Consider the following 21,862-nt stretch of genomic DNA (forward strand, 5'->3'; position numbering starts at 1 on the left):
GATGGTTACCTCTGTGCTCGTCGCCAACCGCGGTGAGATCGCCTGCCGCGTCTTCCGCACGTGCCGCGAACTGGGCGTCGCCACCGTCGCCGTGTACTCCGACGCCGACGCCGGGACGCTGCACGTCCGCGAGGCCGACGCCGCGGTGCGGCTGCCGGGGACGGCGCCCCGGGACACGTACCTGCGGGGCGAGGCGGTGGTGGCGGCGGCCCTGGCGGCCGGCGCGGACGCCGTCCACCCCGGCTACGGGTTCCTGTCGGAGAACGCCGCCTTCGCCCGGCGGGTCCGGGCGGCCGGACTGGTGTGGATCGGGCCGCCGCCCGAGGCGATCGAGGCGATGGCCTCGAAGACGCGCGCCAAGGCGCTCATGGCGGCCGCCGGAGTGCCGCTGCTCGCGGCCGTGGACCCGGCTGCGGCGGGCGCCGCCGACATGCCGCTCATCCTCAAGGCCGCCGCGGGTGGGGGCGGCCGCGGCATGCGGATCGTGCGCGAACCACGCCTGCTGGCGGCCGAGCTGGCGTCCGCCCGCGCCGAGGCCGAGGCCGCGTTCGGCGACGGCGAGGTCTTCGCCGAACCGTTCCTCGAAGGCGCCCGCCACGTGGAGGTGCAGCTCCTCGCGGACACCCACGGGACGGTGTGGGAGCTGGGCACGCGGGACTGCTCGCTGCAACGCCGCCACCAGAAGGTGATCGAGGAGGCCCCGGCCCCGGGCCTGGCGGAGGACGTGCGCAAGACGCTGTGCCGCGCCGCGACCGACGCCGCCCGGGCGATCGGGTACGTGGGCGCGGGAACGGTCGAGTTCCTGGTCCCGGCGGACGGGCGGCGGCCCTGCTTCCTGGAGATGAACACGCGCCTGCAGGTCGAGCACCCGGTGACGGAACGCGTGTACGGCGTCGACCTGGTGGCCCTGCAGATCCGCCTCGCCGAGGGCGCGCCGCTGCCGCCCGGGCCGCCCCCGGCGAGGGGGCACGCGGTGGAGGCGCGGCTCTACGCGGAGGACCCGGCCCGGGACTTCGCGCCGCAGACGGGAGTGGTGCGGGCGCTCGGCTTCCCGGGGGAGGGCAGCACCTTGCGCGTGGACACCGGCTACGCCGCCGGCGACACCGTCAGCCCGCACTACGACGCCCTCCTCGCCAAGGTCGTCGCCTGGGCCCCCAGCCGGGCCGAAGCGGTCCGCAAGCTCGCCCACGCGCTGGAGAACGCCCGCGTCCACGGCCCGGTGACCAACCGCGACCTGCTCGTCCGCACCCTGCGCCACCCGGAGTTCACGGACGCCCGCACGGACACCGGCTTCTACGCCCGGCACCTGCCCGAGCTGACCGTCCCGCGCGAGGGCGAACGCCTGGCGGCCCTCGTGGCCGCCCTCGCCGACGCCTCCCGGCACCCGGGCGCCTGGCGCAACGTGCCCTCCCAGCCGCAGAGCAAGCGCTACCGGACGGAGCCCGGCGGCACCGAGCACGAGGTCCGCTACCGGTGCACCCGGCAGGGGCTCGTCCCCGAGGGCTTCCCCGGCGTCCGCGTGCTGAGCGCTGCCCCGGACCGGGTGGTCCTGGAGACCGGGGGCGTGCGACGGACCCACCCGGTCGCCGTCTACGGGACCCGCGTCCACGTGGGACCGCACGCCCTCACCGCCCTGCCCCGCTTCCCCGACGCCACCGCCCGCGACACGGACCCCGGCTCCCTGCTCGCCCCCATGCCCGGCACGGTCGTGCGGCTTGCGGAGGGCGTCGCCGTGGGCGCCGTCGTCACCGCCGGGGCGCCGCTGCTGTGGCTGGAGGCCATGAAGATGGAGCACCGCGTCGTCGCGCCCGCCTCCGGCACGCTCACCGCGCTGCACGCGGCGCCGGGCCGGCAGGTCGAGACCGGGGAACTGCTCGCCGTGGTCACCGAGACCGAGGAGGAGTCCGCATGAACGCCGTGAGCACCCTGACCGAACCCCCCGAACACCGCGCGCTGCGCACCGCCGTCGCGGCCCTGGGGCGACGCTACGGCCGCGCGTACTTCGCGTCGGTGGTCCGCGAGGGCGCCCAGACCGACGAGCTGTGGGCCGAGGCCGGCAAGCTCGGCTACCTCGGCGTCAACCTCCCCGCGGAGTACGGCGGAGGCGGCGGCGGGATCACCGAACTGGCCATCGTCCTGGAGGAGCTGGGCGCCGCCGGCTGCCCGCTGCTCCTCCTGGTCGTCTCGCCCGCCATCTGCGGGACCGTGATCGCGCGCTTCGGCACGGACGAGCAGAAGCGCACGTGGCTGCCGGGCCTGGCGGCGGGCACGCTGAAGATGGCGTTCGGCATCACCGAGCCCGACGCGGGGTCGAACTCCCACCGACTCACCACCACCGCCCGGCGCGACGGCGACGACTGGCTGCTCACCGGCCGGAAGGTGTTCATCTCGGGTGTGGACACCGCCGACGCGACCCTCGTGGTCGGCCGGACGGAGGACTCCCGCACCGGCCGGCTCAAGCCCTGCCTGTTCGTCGTCGGCCGCGACGCGCCCGGCTTCTCGTACCGGCGCATCCCCATGGAGGTCTCCGCCCCGGAGAAACAGTTCGAGCTGGTGCTGGACGACGTTCGGCTGCCCTCCGGCGCGCTCGTCGGCGACGAGGACGCCGGTCTGCTGCAGCTGTTCGCGGGTCTCAACCCCGAGCGCGTCATGACGGCGGCGTTCGCGCTCGGCATGGGCCGCTACGCGCTGGACCGGGCCGTGGACTACGCCCGTACCCGCCGGGTGTGGGACGAGCCGATCGGCGCCCACCAGGCCGTCGCCCATCCGCTCGCCCGGTCGCACATCGAGATCGAGCTGGCCCGGCTGATGACGTACCGGGCCGCCCACCTCTACGACGCGGGGGACGACGCCGGCGCGGGCGAGGCGGCCAACATGGCCAAGTACGCGGCCGGTGAGGCCGCCGTCCACGCCGTCGACCACGCGGTCCACACCCTCGGCGGCAACGGCCTCACCACGGAGTACGGGCTGGCCTCGCTGATCACGGCGGCGCGGGTGGCGAGGGTCGCCCCCGTCAGCAGGGAGATGATCCTCAACTACGTGTCGCACCACACCCTCGGCCTTCCCAAGTCCTACTGAGATGCAGGAGACGTCGTGGACGCGGTGACCGTGCCCAAGCAGGACCGCAGCCGGGCCACGCGGCGGCGGCTGCTGGAGGCCGCCATCGCGTGCCTGGCGGAGCACGGGTGGGCGGGCTCCACGGTGTCCGTGGTGGCCGCCCGCGCGGGCGTGTCCCGGGGTGCCGCGCAGCACCATTTCCGCACCCGGGACGACCTGTTCACCGCCGCCGTGGAGCACGTCGCCGAGGAGCGGCAGGCGGCGCTGCGCACCCTGATGGCGGCGACGTCGCCGCTGCCGGGGCCGGCGCGCCGGCACGTGATCGTCACCGAGCTCGTGGAGCTGTACACCGGGCCGTTGTTCCGGGCGGCGCTGCAACTGTGGGTGGCCGCGTCCCACGACCACGCGCAGCTGCGCCGGCGCGTGGTGGACCTGGAGGCGCGGGTGGGCCGGGAGACGCACCGGATGGCCGTCGAGCTGCTGCGGGCGGACGAGACGGCGCCGGGGGTGCGCGAGACCGTCCAGGGCCTGCTGGACATGGCGCGCGGACTGGGGCTGGCGACGCTGCTGACGGACGACGGGGCGCGGCGGCGCCGCGTGGTGGAGCAGTGGGTGCGGATCCTGGACGGGGTCCTGGACGTGCCGGTGCGCGACGGTCGTTGAGGGTGCCGGTCGCCGGTCACGGTGACGCGGCGGCCGGCTGCCCGGCGCGGGCCGCCGGCCGGGCGCGCCGTCGTCAGACGGACGCCGGGTCCGTGGCCGCGAAGCCCGCCAGCAGCGCCTCGACCGCGAAGCGGAACCTGCGGGCGTCGTCCGTGCCGGCTCCCGTGGCGGCGGCCTCGACGACGAGGGGATGGCGTTCGGCGTCCAGTCCGGTCAGCCACGCCGCCGAGCCGGGGGCGTCGGCCGGGGGGCCGGCGGCCTCGGCGGCGGTGTGGCCGATGACGAAGAGCGACAGGGAGTTGAGGGCGTCGACGGCCGGCCCGAGGGGGAAGCCCGCCGAGGTCAGCGCCCCCAGTCCGCGCTCCACGGCGTCCAGCGTCGCGGGCGTCACCGCGGGGCGTCCCGCGACGAGGGGCAGCACACCGGGGTGGCGCAGCAGGGCCTCGCGCAGGGAGAAGGCGTAGGTCCGCAGCAGGGTGCGCCAGTCGGCGTCCTCGTCGGCGAGGGGCAGCGCCTCGGCGAAGACGCGCTCCACGAGGCCGTCCAGCAGCGCGTCCTTGTTGGGCACGTGGTGGTAGAGGGTCATGGCCTCCACGCCCAGTTCGGTGCCCAGCCGGCGCATCGTCAGCGCCGTGCGTCCCTCGCGGTCGACGAGCTCCAGGGCGGCGTCGAGGATGCGGTGCCTGGTCAGGCCCGCGCGCTCGCCCCGTGTCCGCTTCTTCGCGACCATGCCGGATCCACCGCCCTTGACTTTTCTTACAACGTAAGTGCATCGTATCCCCCGACGGATTCTTACGTCGTAAGAATACTGAGAGCGCGGAGGCGGGCATGGAGAGCGGCAAGCAGGTCGTGGGGGACTTCTTCCAAGCGGTCAACGAGCGGCGGGTCGCCGACTTCGGCCGGTACCTGGCGGCCGACGTCGTCGACCACAACAAAATCATTCACGGTGAGGCCGACGAACCCGGCGCGGCCTTCGACGGCTTCCGCCAGCAGCTCGACGCCTTCGGCGAGTTCACGGTGGTGCCGCGGCAGCTCGTCGCCGAGGGCGACACGGTCGTGGCCCGCGTCGTGGCCGCCGGCACCCACACCGGCCACCACCCGCGGATGCCCGAGCCGACGGGGCGCTCGTTCGAGGTCGAGCAGATATGGATCTTCACCGTGCGGGCGGGGAGGATCGCCGAGATCCGCGCGGTCAGCGACCGGCTCGGCATGTTCCTGCAGCTGGGCTGGGACTGGCCCACCGCCGGCTGAACCGGCCGCGAACCGCCGCGACGCGCCCCCGCCGGAGGGGAACGCGCCGCAGGCCGTGCATGGGGAAGGTCAGCGCGCGATGTCCGGGTAGCCCGTGACCTCGCGGGGGTCGCGCGGGCCCGGTCCGACGTAGCGGGCCGAGGGACGGACCAGGCGGCCGGTGCGCTTCTGCTCCAGGATGTGGGCGCTCCAGCCCGCCGTCCGGGCACACGTGAACATCGACGTGAACATGTGCGCCGGCACCTCGGCGAAGTCCAGCACGATGGCGGCCCAGAACTCCACGTTCGTGGCCAGGACCCGGTCCGGGCGGCGGTTGTGCAGCTCCTCCAGCGCCGCCTTCTCCAGCGCCTCCGCGACCTCGAAACGCGGCGCGGCCAGCTCCTTCGCCGTGCGGCGCAGGACGCGGGCCCGGGGGTCCTCGGCGCGGTAGACGCGGTGGCCGAAGCCCATGAGGCGCTCGCCGCGGTCGAGGGCGTGCCTGACGTAGGCCGCGGCGTCGCCGGTGCGCTCGATCTCCTCGATCATGCCGAGGACGCGGGAGGGCGCGCCGCCGTGCAGCGGGCCGGACATGGCGCCCACGGCGCCCGACAGGGCCGCCGCCACGTCCGCGCCGGTCGACGCGATGACGCGGGCGGTGAACGTGGAGGCGTTCATGCCGTGTTCGGCGGCCGAGGTCCAGTAGGCGTCGACGGCCTTGACGTGCTTGGGGTCCGGCTCGCCGCGCCAGCGCTTCATGAAGCGCTCGACGACGGTCTCCGCCTTGTCGATCTCCCGCTGCGGCACCATCGGCAGCCCCTGGCCGCGCGCCGACTGGGCCACGTACGACAGCGCCATGACCGCCGCCCGCGCCAGGTTGTCACGGGCCGTGGCCTCGTCGATGTCCAGGAGCGGTTTCAGTCCCCAGACCGGCGCGAGCATCGCCAGCGCCGACTGCACGTCGACGCGGATGTCACCGGAGTGCACGGGGATGGGGAACGGCTCGGCCGGCGGCAGGCCGGGGTTGAAGGCGCCGTCGACCAGCAGTCCCCACACGTTCCCGAAGGACACGTTGCCGACCAAGTCCTCGATGTCGACGCCGCGGTAGCGGAGGGCGCCGCCTTCCTTGTCGGGTTCGGCGATCTCCGTCTCGAACGCGACGACTCCCTCGAGTCCGGGTACGAAGTCGGACATCAGGCGGCTCCTCAGGGTGGGTTCGACAAGCGACTGCCGTCGGCCGGGCCGGGGTTCTCGGCCCGCCCGGCTGATGGCTGACGGCTCCTGGCTGACGGGTGGTGCGGTGGCGCCGGTGCGGTTACACGGCCGTGGACGCGGCTCGCGGTCCGTTCCGGTCAACCCGGTCATGCCCCGGGCGGCGGTACTTCACCCGGTGCGTCGTCCGGCCCCGCGGGGGCCGGGGTCCGCTTGCCGGGGCGGGACACGATAGCCGGTCACCTGCGGGTCCCACAGTTCTCCACCTGGCGATTCTGGGGGGTTGGCCTCGTGCGGGGGAAGGTGATGTCCGGCACACGCGCTTTCCGCGGCGTAAGGGTTACGAACACCCGATCGATGGGAAGAAGAGTTGATCGGATGTTCGCCCGGCCGGCCCTCCCCGGCCGCACTTCTCCTGCGGCCGCCCCCTCCTGCAAGATGTGGCCGTGTCCGATTCCGACGATCGCGCGTTCCCCGGGGAGCACCACCACGACCCCGCCGCCATGCGCGCCCACTACAAGTCCGAGGGCCTCGCCGAGAACGACCTGGCGGAAGGCCCGTTCGAGCAGTTCGCGCTGTGGTTCGCGGCAGCCGTCGCCGGAGAGCTGCACGAACCCAACGCCATGGTCGTCTCCACGGCGGACGCCGCCGGCCGCCCCAGTTCGCGGTCCGTCCTGCTGAAGGGCTACGACACGCGCGGCTTCGTCTTCTACACCAACTACGGTTCCCGCAAGGCCCGGGAGATCGCGGAGAACCCGCACGTCTCCCTGCTCTTCCCCTGGTACCCGCTCGCCCGCCAGATCGTCGTCACCGGCAGGGCCTCCCGCGTGGACCCCGAGGAGACGGCCGTGTACTTCCGCTCCCGCCCGCACGGCTCCCAGATCGGGGCCTGGGCGAGCGAGCAGTCCACGGTGGTGGCCTCGCGCGCGGAACTGGACGCGGCGTACGACCGGATGGCGGCCCGCCACCCGCTCGGCGAGCCCGTGCCCGTGCCGCCGCACTGGGGCGGCTTCCGCGTGGTGCCCGACATGGTGGAGTTCTGGCAGGGGCGCGCGAACCGGCTCCACGACCGGCTGCGGTACGTGCGCGACGGGGAGGGCGAGGAGTGGCGCGTGGAGCGCCTGTGCCCGTAGCCACCAGGGGCCCGTGAGGGCCCGCCACGGCGGAACGGGCCGGAAAGCAGACGATCCGTGGGCTGCTACCGCCACGCCGCCGGATGGCGGCGCGGCGGTGCCGAGCGGACGACTCGGCGGCCCACGGATCGGGTGACTGCCTGGGATTGGGCCGGCGATCGCCCCGGGGCCGAAACGGCCCGGGTGGTGACCCCGGCGCTGCGCTGTGCGCGACGACGGGCGCTAGCCCGCAGTCACCTCACGCGTCCGGAAAGAAATCATGTCCCGAACCACCTCCCTTCTCGTGTGCTCCACAGCCTAGGAACCGCCCCTCGGGACCGGCAAGCGAATATCCGTGGGCATCGATTTCGCCGAAGACGGTGTGGTCCCCGCCGGCGTCGAGTTGAATGCCGGTCGTGCAGGACACGCAGACGCGGCCGGCAGGGGGTATCTCGTGACGGCTCCACACCAGTCCGGCCCCGCCCGCCAGGGAGCGGCCCCGGACACCGACGACCACGACCTCCTCGCGGCCCTCCTCGACGGCATGGACGCCGCGCTGTGCGCCTTCGACGCGGACGGCACGGTCACCCACTGGAACCGCGAGGCCGAGCGGATACTGGGCTGGTCCGCCGCCGAGGCGGTCGGCCGGCACGGCCTCACGGGATGGGCGGTGCGCGAGGCCGACGCCCAGGAGGTCACCGCCCGGCTGCTGGGCGCGATGACGGCACCGGGCCGGCAGGTGGACGAGTTCGCGCTGCTCACCAAGGACGGCGGCAGGGTGCTCGTGCGCGTCCAGTCCTCCGCGGTGCCGGGCGCGGACGGCAGACCGGCCGGGGTGTACTGCGCGTTCAGCGAGGTGCACACGCAGATCGACCTGGAGCGGTCGGTCGCGCTGAGCGAGGCGCTGTTCGGGGAGGCCTCGGCGTGGGGCGTGGTGCTGGTCGACGCGGACCTGCGCCCGGCGCTGGCCAACGCCCACGCCGCGCGTGCCCTGCGCACCAGCCGCACGGCCCTGCTGGGACGCCCCCTGGGCGACCTCCTCGAACAGGGCGTGGAGGAACTGGAAGGGGCGATCCAGCACGTGCTGGCCGCGGGGACGCCCCCGGAACCCAGCGAGCTGTGGGTGACCGTGCGCGACCCGCGCGGCGGCACGCTGCCGCCCGAGCGGCGCTGCTGGCGCAGCGGCTTCCTGCGGCTGGCCAGTCCGCTGGCCGAGGAGCCCGTGCCGCTGGGCGTGGCCTGGCTGTTCCTGGACGTGACGAAGACGCGCCTGGCCGAGCAGGAGAGCGCGCGGCTGCGCTTCCGGGGCAGTCAGCTGCACCGCGCGGGGCGGGCGGTCGCGGAGTGCGAGGACCCCATGGAGGCGGCGGTCCTCTACATGGACTTCGCCCTCGCGGGCTTCGCCGACCACGCCCTGATCGACCTGCTGCCGGAGCCGGAGGCGGCGCCGGAGGGCCCGGTCCGGCTGGTCCGCGCGGCCACGACCCCCGCGGGGGTACCGGGCCCGGGCGCGCTGCCGGTCGGCGGGGGCCTGCCGGTGGCGTACCGGGAGGGCCATCCGGCCCTCCAGGCGGTCGAGCGCTGCGGCTCGGTGCGGGCGGCCACGGACCGCTCGGTCTCGTGGGCCGCCGACCACAAGTGGCCGGACGGCACCCGGCACGGCCTCGCGACGGCCCTGCGGAGCCGGGGGCGCACGATGGGCGCGGTCACCTTCCTGCGCGGGGCGTCGCGGCGGCCCTTCGACCGGGCGGACGCCGCCTACGCGGAGGACATCGCGTCCCGGGTCGCGGCGGCGATCGACCTGGCGGCGGCGGTGGGGGGATAGCCTCCCGGCCGGACGGGCCTCAGTGCCGGAAGAAGATCCGGTCCCCGTACTCCTCCAGCACCCGCCCGTTCCACTCGTGGCCCCCGTCCACGTTCCCGGACCGGAGCATCGGGGGCTCGACGCCCCGGGACGCGAGCTCGCCGGCCGCGGCCGCGACGACGGCCTGCATGACGGCGCTGGTGACGACCGTCGACGCGGGCGCGAACGGCGCCGCGATCCCCTCGGCCGCCAGCTCCGCGTCCCCGACCGCGATCTTGCTGTCGATCACGATGTCGCAGTGGTCGCGCAGGAACGTCCCCGACGCGTGCCGTGACTTCGTCTCGCGCGCGTACGCCAGCGACGTGACGCCGACGACCTTGAGCCCGAGCGCCCGGGCGTTCAGGGCCATCTCCACGGGCAGGGAGTTGCGGCCGGACAGCGAGACCACGACCAGGACGTCGCCGGCCTGGACGGGACTGGTGTCCAGCACGGCCCCGGCCAGGCCGTCCACGCGCTCCAGCGCGCTGCCCAGCGTGGCCGGCATGACGTCGACGCCGATGACGCCGGGCACCACCAGGAGGTTCACCAGCGCCAGGCCCCCGGCGCGGTAGACCACGTCCTGGGCGGGGAGCGAGGAGTGACCGGCGCCGAAGACGAAGAGCCGGCCGCCGGCCGCCACCGCGTCGGCCATCGCGGCACCGGCGGCCGCGATGTTCCCGGCCTCCTCGTCGCGGACCCGGCGCAGCAGCTCGATCGCGGCGTCGAAGAACTGGCCGGCCAGCTTGTTCTCGCTCATCGCTGCGGGTCTCCTCGGCTCGGTCCGGCGGGGGCGCGCGGCCTCGCCGCCCCTCTCGTGGCGCGGATCACGTTGCGGTGTGGACGGCGGCCGTGTCAATACGGGGAGTGGCGGCGCGGGCGTACGCGGCCCGGTTGTCGGTGCCATGCGTCAGAATTGAGTCCAGGGCCAGCGCACGACTTATCGAGGGGCACCGCATGTCCGGACTGATCGACACCACGGAGATGTATCTCCGCACCATCCTTGAGCTGGAAGAGGAAGGTGTGGTCCCCATGCGCGCCCGCATCGCCGAGCGGCTCGACCAGAGCGGGCCGACGGTGAGCCAGACGGTGGCCCGCATGGAGCGCGACGGCCTGGTCACGGTGGCCGGCGACCGTCACCTGGAGCTGACCGAGGAGGGCCGCCAGCTGGCCACGCGCGTGATGCGCAAGCACCGTCTGGCCGAGTGCCTGCTGGTCGACGTGATCGGTCTGGAGTGGGAGCAGGTGCACGCCGAGGCCTGCCGCTGGGAGCACGTGATGAGCGAGGCCGTGGAGCGCCGCGTCCTGGAGCTCCTGCGCCACCCCACCGAGTCGCCGTACGGCAACCCGATCCCGGGCCTGGAGGAGCTGGGCGAGAAGGCCGAGGCCGACCCCTTCCTCAACGACGGCATGGTCAGCCTGATGGACCTGGAGCCGGGCACCGAGGGCAAGACGGTGGTCGTGCGCCGGATCGGCGAGCCGATTCAGACGGACGCCCAGCTGATGTACACGCTGCGCCGTGCCGGGGTCCAGCCGGGCGCCGTCGTCAGCGTGACCGAGTCGCCCGGCGGGGTGATGGTGGGCAGCAGTGGCGAGGCCGCCGAGCTGGTCTCGGACATCGCCGCCCACGTCTTCGTGGCCAAGCGCTGACCGGCCTCGACGGAGGCCCGCGGCCCGGCGGCGCCGGGTACGTATCCCGCCTTACGTAAACCTGCCGAGCCCCCGCGGAAACGGCGCGCCCGGAGCCCGGCCGTGCCACGCTGGCGCTGAGGACCGGACCGCATATGCGCGCCGTCGAGCGGGGGAGGGGGCCGGGGATGTCGGGTCAGCGGGCCCGGGGCCGCGGGGCCCTCGCACGACGTCGAAGGGCCCCGGCGCCCTCACGGGCGGCCGGGGCCCCGCCTCCCCGTTCTCCCCCGTGGCGACCCGGAGCCCCGAGCTCCCAGGGTGCGCCTCGCGGACCTTCTTCCCCGAGCGGTCCGCGCCCAGGTCGATTTCTCCCCTGGGCGCGAACGACCAACCCTGCCGGTTGGTCACTCGAACGAGGGGTGTTGCGCGCGACAGCGGTTCATTCGAATGGAAGTTCCATAGGCTTCCGTAGGTAGAGCTGCTCGGGGGAGATGAGGGGGTGCCAGGGCTCATGGTGCGGCGTATCGAGGTGACCGGAAGCGGCGGAGTGCGGCTCGCCGCCTGGGAGTTCGCCGAGCCGTCCAGGACGGGCGGCGCCGGTGGCCGGTGCGGTGGCCGGTCCGGGGCGGGCGGCGCCGGGCGGGCCGGCGGCGGGGGGCGGGGCGGAGTGCTGCTGCTGCACGGCCTGCTGGGCCGGGCCGTGCACTGGGCGGACACGGCCCGCTGGCTCTCCGGCCGCTACCGCACGGTGGCCCTCGACCAGCGCGGCCACGGCCGCAGTGACAAGCCCGTCAGCGGTCCCTACGTCCGCGAGGCATATGTCGCCGACGCCGAGGCCGCCGTCGAGCAGCTCGGCCTCGCCCCCGTCACCCTCATCGGCCACGCCATGGGCGCCCTCACCGCCTGGCAGCTGGCGGCCCGCCGGCCCGACCTGGTCCGCGCGCTGGTGATCTGCGACATGCGGGCCTCCGCCCTGGGCGCGGCCACCCAGCGCGAGTGGAGCGAGTGGTTCAAGTCCTGGCCCGTGCCGTTCACCACGCTGGCGGACGTCCGCAAGTGGTTCGGCGAGGACGATCCCACGCTGGAGCGGCCCGCCCCCGCCCGCGGCGACTTCTACGCCGAGGTGATGGCCGAGCGCGCCGACGGCTGGCGCCCGCTGTTCTTCCGCCGGCAGATGCTCCAGGCCCGCGAGGCCTACGCCCATGACGCGCACTGGGAGGAGCTGGCCCTGGTCGAGTGCCCCACCTTGGTCGTGCGCGGCTTGGACGGCGCGCTGGGCCGGGCCGAGGCCCAGGAGATGGTCCGCGTCCTGCCCCGCGGCCGCTACGCCGAGATCCCCGACGCCGGGCACCTCGCCCACTACGACCAGCCGGACGGCTGGCGCCGGGCCGCCGAGCCCTTCCTGAAGGCGGCGGTGCCGGCCTAGGGGGTGTCCGAGGGGTGGCCGAATTAATTCAACAGGCGTTGACATAGGTGGGCGCCGGGTGTCCACTGGAACTACGCAGACCAGTGCGCGACACCCCCGCGCAGCCACGCGGACGCACCCACCGGGAGCCGCCATGTCACCCCCTACCGGTCCTGAGGCCGACGCCGACGTCCTGGTCGTCGGAGCCGGCCCCACCGGCCTGCTGCTCGCGGGCGACCTCGCCGCCGCCGGCGTGCGGGTCGTCCTGCTGGAGCGGCGCGACCAGGAGTCCAACCTCACCCGCGCCTTCGCCGTCCACGCCCGCACCCTTGAGGTGCTCGACATCCGCTCAGTCGCCGAGAAGCTCATGGAGACGGGCACCTTCCTCCCGGGCCTGCGCCTCTTCGGCCCCGCCCGGATCGATCTGACCGGTCTGCCCACCCGCTTCGCCGGCGTCCTGATGACGCCGCAGTACGAGACCGAACGGGTCCTCCAGGACCGGGCCGTGCGGCACGGCGTGGAGATCCGCCGCGGCGCCCGGGTGACCGGGCTGCGGCAGGACGCCCACGGCGTGAGCGTCGACGTCGGCCCGGGCCCCGGCACCGACGGGGCGTCGTACACCCTGCGCGCCCGGTACGCCGTGGGCGCCGACGGCGTGCACAGCGCCGTGCGCGAGGCGCTCGGCATGCCCTTCCCCGGCCACAGCGTCGTGCGGTCCGTCATGCTCGCCGACGTGCGGCTGGACTCCGCGCCCGCCCAGACGCCCACCGTGCGGACCGGGGACGAGGGCTTCGTGTTCCTCGCCTCCTTCGGCGACGGCTGGTACCGCGTCATCGCCTGGGAGCGGGGCTGTGACCTGCCGTCCGACGCACCGGTCGACATGGAGGGCCTGCGGGCCCTCGTCCGCGCCTGCTACGGCACCGACTTCGGCATGCGCGACGCCCGCTGGACCTCCCGCTTCCACAGCGACGAGCGCCAGGTGCCCCGCTACCGGGACGGACGGGTCTTCCTGGCGGGCGACGCCGCGCACGTCCACTCCCCGGCCGGCGGCATGGGGATGAACACCGGCCTGCAGGACGCCGCCAACCTCGGCTGGAAGCTGGCCGCCGTCGTCCACGGCCAGGCGTCGGACGACCTGCTGGACAGCTACGACGCGGAGCGCCACCCCGTGGGCCGGGGCGTCCTGCGGCTGAGCGGCGGCCTGGTGCGCGCGGCCCTCGCGGGCTCGCGCGTGAAGCGGGGCCTGCGCAACGCCGCCATCGCCGGGGCGTTCGCCGCGCCCGGGGTCGTCCGCCGCGGCGCGCTCTTCGTCTCCGGCATCGGCATCTCCTACCCCGCCCCGCGCGGCTCCCATCCGCTGACCGGCCACCGGGCCCCCGACCTGCCGCTGGCCGAGACCGGCGACGGCAAGGGCCCCACGCGGCTGTACGAGGCCCTGCGCGGCGGCACGTACGTCCGCGTCCTGCCGCGCGGTGCGAAGGCCCCTGCGGACGGCGGCGGCATGCCCGTCACCACCGTCACCCGCGCCGACGCGAGCGGGACGAGCCTCCTCGTGCGGCCCGACGCCTATGTGGAGCGGGCCGCGGAGACGGTCTGAGCGGGAGTCAGCCCTTGTTCACCGCCGCCAGGATCTCCGGCAGCCGGGCGGCGGTCCGCGGGGCGGCGACGCGCAGCCCCGCCCAGGTGACCGACAGGCCGTAGGCGGCGCCGACCGGCACGAGGGCCCACAGCGCCGCGGCGGAGCCCAGCGAGTGCAGCCACACCGCCAGTCCCACGACCGGCGCGCACAGGGCCGCGCTCACCAGGGCGCCGAGGAACAGGCTCATCCAGGCGATGCCGCCCTGGCCGGGCGCGACGTTCTTGAACGCCCCCTCCTGCGGGACGGAGTAGGGGTAGTGCGTGGACGCCAGCGCGCCCGTCGCGAACAGCGCGCCGACCAGCGCCAGGCAGAGCCCCCACACGGTCGGCAGGGCCCGCCAGTCACCGGCGATCGCGGCCGAGACGAGCGCCACCAGCGTCACGTACGGCACCGCGATGACCGCCAGGGCCACCGTGCGCGAGCGCAGCTCCAGATAGGCGTCGCGGGGCGAGGCGATCGTCTGGAGGACCATCCAGAACGCCGAACCGTCCTGGCCGAACTGGTTGTACGTCTGCATGCCGAGCATGGTGGCCGCGAAGAACGACCAGTAGACGCTGGCGTTGCCCTGCGCCGCGTTGACGGCGGGCACCACGAGGCCGACCAGCAGCGCGGACGTCCACGCCATCCGCGTCTTGGGGTCGCGGCCGATGTAGCGCAGCGAGCGGAAGACGACCGCGCCGGGTCGCCCCGGAGGCAGCCAGCCGGGCAGGCCGCCGGTGGCGCCGGCCCGGGAGCCGCCCTTGCCGGCGGGCGAGGCGGCGGGGAGCGTCGAGGCGTCCCCCGAGGTCATGACCTTGGTCAGGCCGCGCTGCCACCACCACAGCACCGCGGCGAGCACGGCGGCCGTCAGGGCCAGTTCGGCCGCCGCCTGCCCGTAGGCGCCCTCCCCGGCCGCCCGCACGGCGTCCAGGGCCGAGCCCGGCGGCACCCAGCGCAGCACGTCCGCGGCCGGCTCCAGCCGGGCGAGGCCGCCGACGGCGTTGACCTTGGACATGCCGAGGTTCACGAGCTGCATGCCGACGGCGATGATCACGCCGCTGAGGAGGGCCATCTCCTTGCCCTTGCGGCTGGTCAGCAGCCGGACGTTCGCGGTCGCGACCGCCCGGGCCAGTGCCAGGCACAGCAGCAGCGCCATCACCGAGGCGGGGAGGCCGACGGCCCATGCCGCGGCGCCGTGCGCCGTCGCGACGACCGAGCCGAGGAAGAGGACCAGGGTGAAGGCCGGGCCGATGCCGACCAGGGAGGCCGCGAGCAGGGCGACCACCAGGGGCGTCGTGCGCAACGGCAGCATCACGAGCTTGGACGCGTCGAGCGTCTCGTCCCCGCCGGGGAAGAACAGGGGGACGAACGCCCAGCCGAGCGCCGTCAGCGCCGCGAGCGGCACGGTGAGGGCCGCGGCGTGCTCCTCGCCGCGCAGCGCCCACAGGCCGAGGAACTGGAGCGCCGCGAAGAGGCCGGTGAGGACGATCGCGGTGACGAAGACCGCCCTGCGGCCCGAGGACTGGCGCAGGCCGTTCCGCAGGAGCGAGAGCTTGAGGCGGACGAAGGTGGCGAGGAGGGTGGGTGCCGGGGCGCTCATCGGGCGCCGCCGAGCCAGTCGAGGCTGTCGTCCTGGGCCCGGCCCCGGGCGCCGACCAGGGCGAGGAACGCCTCCTGGAGGGAGGCGGCGTCCCCGCGCACCTCGGCGAGCGGCCCCTGGGCGCGGATGCGGCCCCCGGCCATCACCGCGACCCAGGAGCACAGCGACTCGACCAGTTCCATGACGTGGCTGGAGAAGACGACCGTGGCGCCCGAGGCGGTGTAGCGCTCCAGCACGGTGCGGATGGTCTGGGCCGAGACGGGATCCACGCCTTCGAACGGTTCGTCGAGGAAGAGGACTTCGGGGTTGTGGAGCAGTGCGGCGGCGAGGCCGATCTTCTTGCGCATGCCGGTGGAGTAGTCGATGACGAGCTTGTGCTGGGCGCCCGCGAGGTCGAGGACGTCCAGGAGCTGGGTGGCGCGCTGGTCCACCTCGTCGCCGGGCAGCCCGCGCAGCCGGCCCGTGTACGCGAGCAGTTCGCGCCCCGAGAGGCGCTCGAACATCCGCAAGCCCTCGGGGAGTACACCGATGCGCGCCTTGACGGCGGCCGGATCCTGCCATACGTCGTGGCCGGCGATCTCGACCCGACCGGAGTCGGGCCGCAGCAGCCCGGTGATCATCGAGAGGGTCGTGGTCTTGCCGGCGCCGTTGGGGCCCACCAGCCCGACGAACCGGCCCGCGGGCAGTTCCAGGTCGATGCCGGCGACCGCGACCTGCTCGCCGAACCGCTTCCACAGACCCTCGATGCGTACGGCCGCCGCCGCGGATATGTCGTCCTGTCCCACTGCTTGCCCCGATCCCCGTTGGTCGTGCTCGATGACGTGTTGGGGACGGAACACACCCCCGCCCCCCGGGCCACCCTAGGGCTTCGAGGGGCGGGGACAGAGCGGCGCAGTCACCGGCTCCGGGTCAGTGCCGCCTCGCGGCCGCAGGCGTAGGACAGGGCGCTGACCAGCTCCTGCGCGTCCGGCAGCCAGCGGTTGGCGGCGGTGGGCTGGCGCGCCCACTGCACCCGGCCGCGGCTGCCGATGCGGGTCGGGGGAGCGACCACGTAGTCACCCTCGCCCCGGGCGACGAGGTCGAGCGAGGAGGGCGCCCAGCCCAGCTTGCGCACCTCGTCGGCGACCTTGAGCGCCCCGCCGGGCAGCACGAAGAACAGCATCCTGCGGAACGGCGTGCACGTGATGGGCCCCAGCTGGATCTCCATGCGCTCCATGCGCGCCAGCGCCAGGAACCCGGCCGACTCGGAGACGTCGAGCGCGTCGAACGTGCGGCCGGTCGGCAGCAGGATCGACGCCCGGGGCTGCTTGGCCCACATCCGGCGCGCGGTGGACGCGCTGCCCGTGGCCTGGGCGGCCCAGTCGGGCCGGGCCGGATGGGCGCCCGGGGCAGGGCAGTCGAGGTCACCGCACGAGCAGCGCTCCCTTCCCTCCACGGCTTCCAGCCAGGTGCCGGCGAATACGTCCCAGTGACGGTCCTCCGCGTACCTCGCCGCGGCGTCGAGCACGTGCTCGGCGCGCTGTTGGGGGATGTGCGGGGCTCCAACTCCGATGGTCTCTTCCACGTTCATCACAACTCCCCTTGTCACCAGGGGTTACGGCTCTGGCGCACGCTCGTCGCAACGGCCGGTGACAGCACACGGGGCGCACGGATGCATGGACGGGGGCGCAGGCGGGGGTTCGCCGCCGCGAAGGGGTAGCCACCTGGGCGGCGGACGCTGACTTAGGTCATTGCCGCTATTGATGTCAATACCGGCAAGTCCTGCATTCTCCGCATATCAGGGGGGCAAAGATCACGGGAGAAGGCGTTCACAGCTGGCTCAGCACTTCCGCATCTCGCGGTTCTCATCGCGAACGCATAGCAGTCTCAGGGGGTAAGCCATGGCCGCACGGCCACTCGTCGCGCGGCAGCCGAACGAACGGCTGCAAGCGCTCATCCAGGAAGCCGGCTGTTCCAACGCCGGGTTGGCCCGCCGAGTCAATATGTGCGGCGCCGAGCACGGTCTGGACCTGCGGTACGACAAGACTTCCGTAGCCCGCTGGCTGCGCGGTCAGCAGCCGAGGGGCCGGGCGCCGGCCGTCATCGCCGAGGCCCTCGGCCGCAAGCTGGGCCGCTCGGTGACGATCGACGAGATCGGCATGGCCAACGGCAAGAACCTCGCCTCGGGCGTGGGACTCCAGTTCTCCCCGACCGTCCTGGGCGCCATCGAGCAGGTCTGCGAACTGTGGCGCAGCGACGTCGGCCGCCGCGACTTCCTCAGCGGCACGTCGGTGGCCTCCTCGGCCCTCGTCGAGCCCAGCCGCGACTGGCTGATCACCGCCGCCGACCCCCAGGTCGCCCGGAACGCGGGCGCCCGCGTCGGCCCGTCCGACGTCGAGGCCGTGCGGGCCACCACGGAGGCGCTGGTCGAACTCGACCACCGCTACGGCAGCGGCCACGTGCGCCCCGTGGTGGTGCACTACCTCAACAGCGTCGTCTCCGGGCTGCTGGCCGGCTCGTACCGGGAGGCCGTCGGCAGGGACCTCTTCGCCGCCGTCGCCCGGCTGACCGAACTGGCGGGCTACATGGCCGTCGACACCGGCCAGCCGGGCCTGGCCCAGCGCTACTACATCCAGGCGCTGCGCCTGGCCCAGGCCGCCGGCGACCGTGGCTACGGCGGCTACGTCCTGGCCGCCAGCATGAGCCACCTCGCCGCGTCCCTGGGCAACCCCCGGGAGATCGCACAACTGGCCAAGGCGGCGCAGGAGGGGGCGCGGGGCCATGTGACGCCCCGGGCGGAGGCGATGTTCTACGCGGCCGAGGCGCGCGGCCACGCGCTGCTCGGTGACGCACGCTCCTGCCAGGTGGTGGCCTCCCGGGCCGTCACGCGGCTCGAAGCCGCGGACAACGGCACGGACTCCGGCGACGACCCGCCGTGGATCCGCCACTTCGACCGGGCCTACCTCTCGGACGAACTGGCGCACTGTCACCGCGACCTCGGCCAGGCGGAACCCGCGCGGCGGCACGCCGAGGACGCGCTGGCGGCCCACCCCCGGGGCAGGGTGCGCCGGCGGGCGATCGACCTGCTGCTGCTGGCCACCGCGCACGTCCAGCAGCGTGAGGTGGAGGAGGCCTGTGTGACGGGCACGCGGGCCCTGGAACTCCTGGGCACCCTGCGCTCCAACCGGGGGTCGGAGTACCTCGACGACTTCCAGCAGCGGCTGGAGCCGTACCGGGACGAGCCGGTGGTGCGGGAGTTCGGCGCGCGGATGGAGATGCAGGCGGCGTGAGGAGGCCGCCCCGGGGTCCGGAACGTCCGGTCCGGGGTCCGGGGCGGCCCGGGACGATCCGTGCTGCGGGCGGGGTGATGCGGCGGTGCTTGGCCGAGGGCCGGGGCGACCCGGTAGCGTGAGCCGCCGGTCACGTAAGTCCCGTTACAGCATGAGGAGTCCCGGTGACGCAGAGCGGACAGGGAAACGAGCCGCGGGTGCCTGCGGCCCCGCCCGAGCCGCCGGCGCGGCCCGCGCCGGAGTGGGGTGCCCCCTGGCAGCCCGCCGCCGGGCGCGCTCCGCTGCCGCCGGAGAACCCGCCGGGCGACTCGGAGGCCACCCAGTACCTGCCGCCCGTGGGCGGGGCGCCCATGCCGGGCACCCCGCTGCCGCCCCGGCCGTACGCGGCGCCGCCGGCCCCGCCCGGCGCGGGCGTCGGGGGCACGGGCGGCGGCATACCTCCCATACCCGGCATAGCGGATTCGGCCTCCGAGGCCACGCAGTTGCTGTCCCCGCCGCCGGCGGACGCACCGGCGACGCAGTACCTTCCGCCCGTGGTCAACGCGGACGAGTACCGTCCGGCACCGCAGCGCACGAGCGACGCGGAGGCGACCGCCTTCCTGCCGCCGGTGAGCGGTGGCGCGGGCCCCTCGCGCCCGGGTGACGCCGACGCGACGGCGTTCCTGCCGCCCGTGGGTGGCGGCGCGGGCCCCGCCCGCCCGGGTGACGCGGAGGCGACGGCGTTCCTGCCGCCGGTGGGCGGTGGCGCGGTCCCCGCCGGTCCGGGTGACGCCGAGGCGACCGCCTTCCTGCCGCCGGTGGGCGGGCCCGGTGCGGGCGCCGGGAGCGGCCCGGGCGCCGCGACGCCCTTCACCGTGATGGCCCGGGAGGGCGAGCGGCCGCCGCCCGCCGAGTTCGACACGCTGTTCCGCGCCGCCGCGCCGACACAGCACCTGCCCCCCGTGCCGCCGGCCCGGCCCGCGGCCCCGTCGCCGATGGCGGCCGCCCCGCCGCCACCCCCGCCCGCTTCCCGGGCCGCGGCACCGGCGGCGTCGCGCCGCCCGAGGAAGAAGCCGCCCGCGCTGGTGATCACCGCTGTGGTCGCGGGCTGCGCCGTGGCCGGACTCGGGGCCGGCGCCCTGCTCAGCGGCGGGGACGACGACAAGAGCGGCAAGGAGAACACCGCCGTGGCCAGCCCGGCGCCGAGCGAGGGGGCGAAGGACAAGGGCAAGGACCCCGCCCAGCCCACACCGGACGGCTCGGCGAAGCCCGCCGACCCGGCCGAGGCGCAGGCCAAGGCGCTGGACGCGCTGCTGAAGGACAGCAACAACAGCCGGGACGCCGTCATCAAGGCCGTCGACTCCACCCGGAACTGCAAGGACCTGGACAAGTCCGCCGCCGACCTCCGCGACGCCGCGGGCCAGCGCAACGCCCTCGTGGGCCGCCTGGACCAGACGGCGGTCGACAAGCTGCCGGGCGACAACGCGGAGCTCAAGGCCCAGCTGGCGAAGGCGTGGAAGTCGTCGGCAGCGGCGGACAGCCACTACGCGGCGTGGGCGCGCCAGACGGACGGCAAGAAGGGCTGCGCCGGAGGGCACGCCCGCCCCAGCAAGGACAGCGTCCTCGGGGACCGGGCCAGCGCGGACGCCACGACCGCGAAGAAGAAGGCGGCGGACCTGTGGAACCCGATCGCGAAGCAATACGGGCTGACGACGCACGAGTGGACGCAGCTGTGACGCCGTGAGGCACGGTGGGGCCGGGCGCGGCCCCCGCCGGGGGGAACGTACGATCGATCGCTGTGCAAGGTTCGGAGAAGTCTTCCCGTCGCGGCCGCCGCTCGACCACCATGGACGGCATGCCGTTCAATGACATGCCGTGGTGGCGCTGGCGTGCGAACGTACGCTCCGCGCTGCACATGCTTTCGGACCCGGTCTTCCAGACGGAGTGCTGGCTCGCCGGGCACGAGGGGTACGGCGATGTGACCGACGCCGTCTACCGCCTGGTCGAGGACACCTGGCTGGACAACTGGTCGGCCGAGAAATACGTCGGCACGGTCTTCCGGGACTCCGGGGAGGCCGCGCTCGTCGACGTCGCCGTGCTGCGGGTCCTGCGGATCATGCACCAGGTCGGGGCGGACGCGCCCGTCTCCGCGTACCTCGAGCACCACGGATGGGCGGAGGCCGTACGGGCCGCCCGGGAGGCACACGTAAGGCTGGCGCTGAACGACGGCGACGACCCCGAGGCGCGGCCCCGCCCGCTCGCCGTGCTGGCGCGGCTGACCGCGTTCTGAGGGGTGGCCGTGCGGTCCGGACGGGTCCGCGGGTATGCGACGCTATTGGGCTATGACCACCGAACAGCCACAGCAGTACGTCCTCACTCTCTCCTGCCCGGACAAGCAGGGCATCGTGCACGCGGTGTCCAGCTACCTCTTCATGACCGGCTGCAACATCGAGGACAGCCAGCAGTTCGGTGACCGCGACACGGGCCTGTTCTTCATGCGCGTGCACTTCGGCGCCGAGGCGCCGGTGACGCTGGAGAAGCTGCGGGCCAGCTTCGCGGCGGTCGGGGACTCCTTCCACATGGACTGGCAGATCCATCTGGCCGACGACAAGATGCGGATCGTGCTGATGGTGTCCAAGTTCGGGCACTGCCTCAACGACCTGCTCTTCCGCTCGCGGATCGGTGCGCTCCCGGTGGAGATCGCGGCGGTCGTCTCCAACCACACGGACTTCGCCGAGCTGGTGGGCTCCTACGGCGTCCCCTTCCATCACATTCCGGTGACGAAGGAGACCAAGCCGGAGGCGGAGGCGCGGCTGCTGGAGCTGGTGCAGGCGGAGAACGTCGAGCTGGTCGTGCTCGCCCGCTACATGCAGGTCCTCTCCGACGACCTCTGCAAGGCGCTGTCAGGGCGGATCATCAACATCCACCACTCCTTCCTGCCGAGCTTCAAGGGCGCGAAGCCGTACCACCAGGCGCACGAGCGCGGCGTGAAGCTGATCGGTGCCACGGCGCACTACGTGACCGCGGACCTCGACGAGGGCCCGATCATCGAGCAGGAGGTCGAGCGGGTGGGCCACGACCTCACCCCCGAGCAGCTGGTGGCGGTGGGCCGCGACGTGGAGTGCCAGGCGCTGGCGCGAGCGGTGAAGTGGCACAGCGAGCACCGGGTGCTGCTGAACGGCAAGCGCACGGTGGTCTTCGCGTAGGGGGTTCCCACGAGGGGGCTCGCGCCCCCTCGCCCCCGGAGGGGC

The 21,862-nt window shown here is 74.3% G+C and carries 19 protein-coding genes; 13 read left to right on the forward strand and 6 right to left on the reverse strand.

Features of this window, described 5'->3' with window-relative positions; translation table 11 throughout:
• Position 1: 1 nt before the first annotated feature.
• Genes CYQ11_RS18145 through CYQ11_RS18155 form a run of 3 tightly spaced genes read left to right on the forward strand, consistent with a single transcriptional unit; the run spans position 2 to position 3,720 of the window.
• On the forward strand, positions 2–1,912 hold the full coding sequence (locus CYQ11_RS18145; protein WP_099201768.1) for an acetyl/propionyl/methylcrotonyl-CoA carboxylase subunit alpha: 1,911 nt from the start codon (positions 2–4) through the stop codon (positions 1,910–1,912).
• A complete protein-coding gene (locus CYQ11_RS18150) occupies positions 1,909–3,078 on the forward strand; it encodes an acyl-CoA dehydrogenase family protein (protein WP_099201767.1) in 1,170 nt (389 codons plus the stop codon). The genes CYQ11_RS18145 and CYQ11_RS18150 overlap by 4 nt, the downstream gene beginning before the upstream one ends.
• 15 nt (positions 3,079–3,093) lie before the next feature.
• The gene (locus CYQ11_RS18155) at positions 3,094–3,720 is read left to right on the forward strand and encodes a TetR/AcrR family transcriptional regulator (protein WP_099201766.1); all 627 of its coding nucleotides are present in this window, start codon (positions 3,094–3,096) and stop codon (positions 3,718–3,720) included.
• 73 nt (positions 3,721–3,793) lie between these two features.
• Here the strand turns inward: CYQ11_RS18155 and CYQ11_RS18160 are convergent, their stop codons facing one another.
• Positions 3,794–4,450 (reverse strand): TetR/AcrR family transcriptional regulator C-terminal domain-containing protein, encoded by a 657-nt coding sequence (locus CYQ11_RS18160; RefSeq protein WP_099201765.1) that lies wholly within the window; start codon positions 4,448–4,450, stop codon positions 3,794–3,796.
• A 98-nt stretch (positions 4,451–4,548) separates the two neighbouring features.
• Between CYQ11_RS18160 and CYQ11_RS18165 the strand changes: the two genes are divergently transcribed.
• Positions 4,549–4,971: an ester cyclase gene (locus tag CYQ11_RS18165; RefSeq protein WP_099201764.1), complete on the forward strand. Its 423-nt coding sequence runs from the start codon at positions 4,549–4,551 to the stop codon at positions 4,969–4,971.
• 69 nt (positions 4,972–5,040) lie between these two features.
• Here CYQ11_RS18165 and CYQ11_RS18170 read toward each other — a convergent pair whose 3' ends face one another.
• Positions 5,041–6,141: a citrate synthase 2 gene (locus tag CYQ11_RS18170; RefSeq protein WP_099201763.1), complete on the reverse strand. Its 1,101-nt coding sequence runs from the start codon at positions 6,139–6,141 to the stop codon at positions 5,041–5,043.
• Positions 6,142–6,662: 521 nt separating this feature from the next.
• Here CYQ11_RS18170 and pdxH point away from each other — a divergent pair.
• Positions 6,663–7,292 carry a pyridoxamine 5'-phosphate oxidase gene (pdxH, locus tag CYQ11_RS18175; RefSeq protein WP_099201873.1) on the forward strand — a complete coding sequence of 210 codons (630 nt, stop codon included), beginning with the start codon at positions 6,663–6,665 and terminating at the stop codon, positions 7,290–7,292.
• A 433-nt stretch (positions 7,293–7,725) separates the two neighbouring features.
• Positions 7,726–9,096 (forward strand): PAS domain-containing protein, encoded by a 1,371-nt coding sequence (locus CYQ11_RS18180; RefSeq protein WP_240003627.1) that lies wholly within the window; start codon positions 7,726–7,728, stop codon positions 9,094–9,096.
• A 19-nt stretch (positions 9,097–9,115) separates the two neighbouring features.
• Here CYQ11_RS18180 and CYQ11_RS18185 read toward each other — a convergent pair whose 3' ends face one another.
• Positions 9,116–9,871 carry an SIS domain-containing protein gene (locus CYQ11_RS18185; RefSeq protein ID WP_099201762.1) on the reverse strand — a complete coding sequence of 252 codons (756 nt, stop codon included), beginning with the start codon at positions 9,869–9,871 and terminating at the stop codon, positions 9,116–9,118.
• Between the two features lie 197 nt (positions 9,872–10,068).
• Between CYQ11_RS18185 and CYQ11_RS18190 the strand changes: the two genes are divergently transcribed.
• The 3 genes from CYQ11_RS18190 (at position 10,069) to CYQ11_RS18200 (ending at position 13,742) form a co-directional block, all read left to right on the forward strand.
• Positions 10,069–10,761: an iron-dependent transcriptional repressor DtxR gene (locus CYQ11_RS18190; protein ID WP_099201761.1), complete on the forward strand. Its 693-nt coding sequence runs from the start codon at positions 10,069–10,071 to the stop codon at positions 10,759–10,761.
• Between the two features lie 490 nt (positions 10,762–11,251).
• Positions 11,252–12,166, forward strand: coding sequence for an alpha/beta fold hydrolase (locus tag CYQ11_RS18195; protein WP_099201760.1), 915 nt, complete (start codon positions 11,252–11,254; stop codon positions 12,164–12,166).
• Between the two features lie 133 nt (positions 12,167–12,299).
• Positions 12,300–13,742 (forward strand): FAD-dependent monooxygenase, encoded by a 1,443-nt coding sequence (locus tag CYQ11_RS18200; RefSeq protein WP_099201759.1) that lies wholly within the window; start codon positions 12,300–12,302, stop codon positions 13,740–13,742.
• Positions 13,743–13,749: 7 nt separating this feature from the next.
• On the opposite strand, the gene CYQ11_RS18205 is transcribed toward CYQ11_RS18200, so the two are convergent.
• The 3 genes from CYQ11_RS18205 to CYQ11_RS18215 all read right to left on the reverse strand — a co-directional run bounded on the left by CYQ11_RS18205 (position 13,750) and on the right by CYQ11_RS18215 (position 16,933).
• A complete protein-coding gene (locus CYQ11_RS18205; RefSeq protein WP_099201758.1) occupies positions 13,750–15,363 on the reverse strand; it encodes a transporter in 1,614 nt (537 codons plus the stop codon).
• Complete coding sequence (locus tag CYQ11_RS18210; protein ID WP_240003626.1) at positions 15,360–16,148, reverse strand: ABC transporter ATP-binding protein; 789 nt, start codon at positions 16,146–16,148, stop codon at positions 15,360–15,362. The genes CYQ11_RS18205 and CYQ11_RS18210 overlap by 4 nt, the downstream gene beginning before the upstream one ends.
• A 110-nt stretch (positions 16,149–16,258) precedes the next feature.
• Positions 16,259–16,933, reverse strand: coding sequence for a bifunctional DNA primase/polymerase (locus tag CYQ11_RS18215; RefSeq protein ID WP_099201757.1), 675 nt, complete (start codon positions 16,931–16,933; stop codon positions 16,259–16,261).
• Positions 16,934–17,243: 310 nt separating this feature from the next.
• Here CYQ11_RS18215 and CYQ11_RS18220 point away from each other — a divergent pair, with 310 nt between their 5' ends.
• From CYQ11_RS18220 to purU, 4 genes are all read left to right on the forward strand, one after another.
• On the forward strand, positions 17,244–18,632 hold the full coding sequence (locus CYQ11_RS18220) for an NsdA family TPR-like regulatory protein (RefSeq protein WP_099201756.1): 1,389 nt from the start codon (positions 17,244–17,246) through the stop codon (positions 18,630–18,632).
• A 164-nt stretch (positions 18,633–18,796) separates the two neighbouring features.
• Positions 18,797–20,347 (forward strand): hypothetical protein, encoded by a 1,551-nt coding sequence (locus CYQ11_RS18225; RefSeq protein WP_099201755.1) that lies wholly within the window; start codon positions 18,797–18,799, stop codon positions 20,345–20,347.
• 56 nt (positions 20,348–20,403) lie between these two features.
• Complete coding sequence (locus CYQ11_RS18230) at positions 20,404–20,901, forward strand: SCO4402 family protein (protein WP_099201870.1); 498 nt, start codon at positions 20,404–20,406, stop codon at positions 20,899–20,901.
• 52 nt (positions 20,902–20,953) lie between these two features.
• Positions 20,954–21,817, forward strand: coding sequence for a formyltetrahydrofolate deformylase (gene purU, locus CYQ11_RS18235; protein ID WP_240003625.1), 864 nt, complete (start codon positions 20,954–20,956; stop codon positions 21,815–21,817).
• The last annotated feature ends 45 nt before the right edge of the window (positions 21,818–21,862 follow it).

It is taken from the genome of Streptomyces cinnamoneus (genome assembly GCF_002939475.1).
In the GTDB taxonomy this organism is placed as follows: Bacteria; Actinomycetota; Actinomycetes; order Streptomycetales; family Streptomycetaceae; genus Streptomyces; species Streptomyces cinnamoneus_A.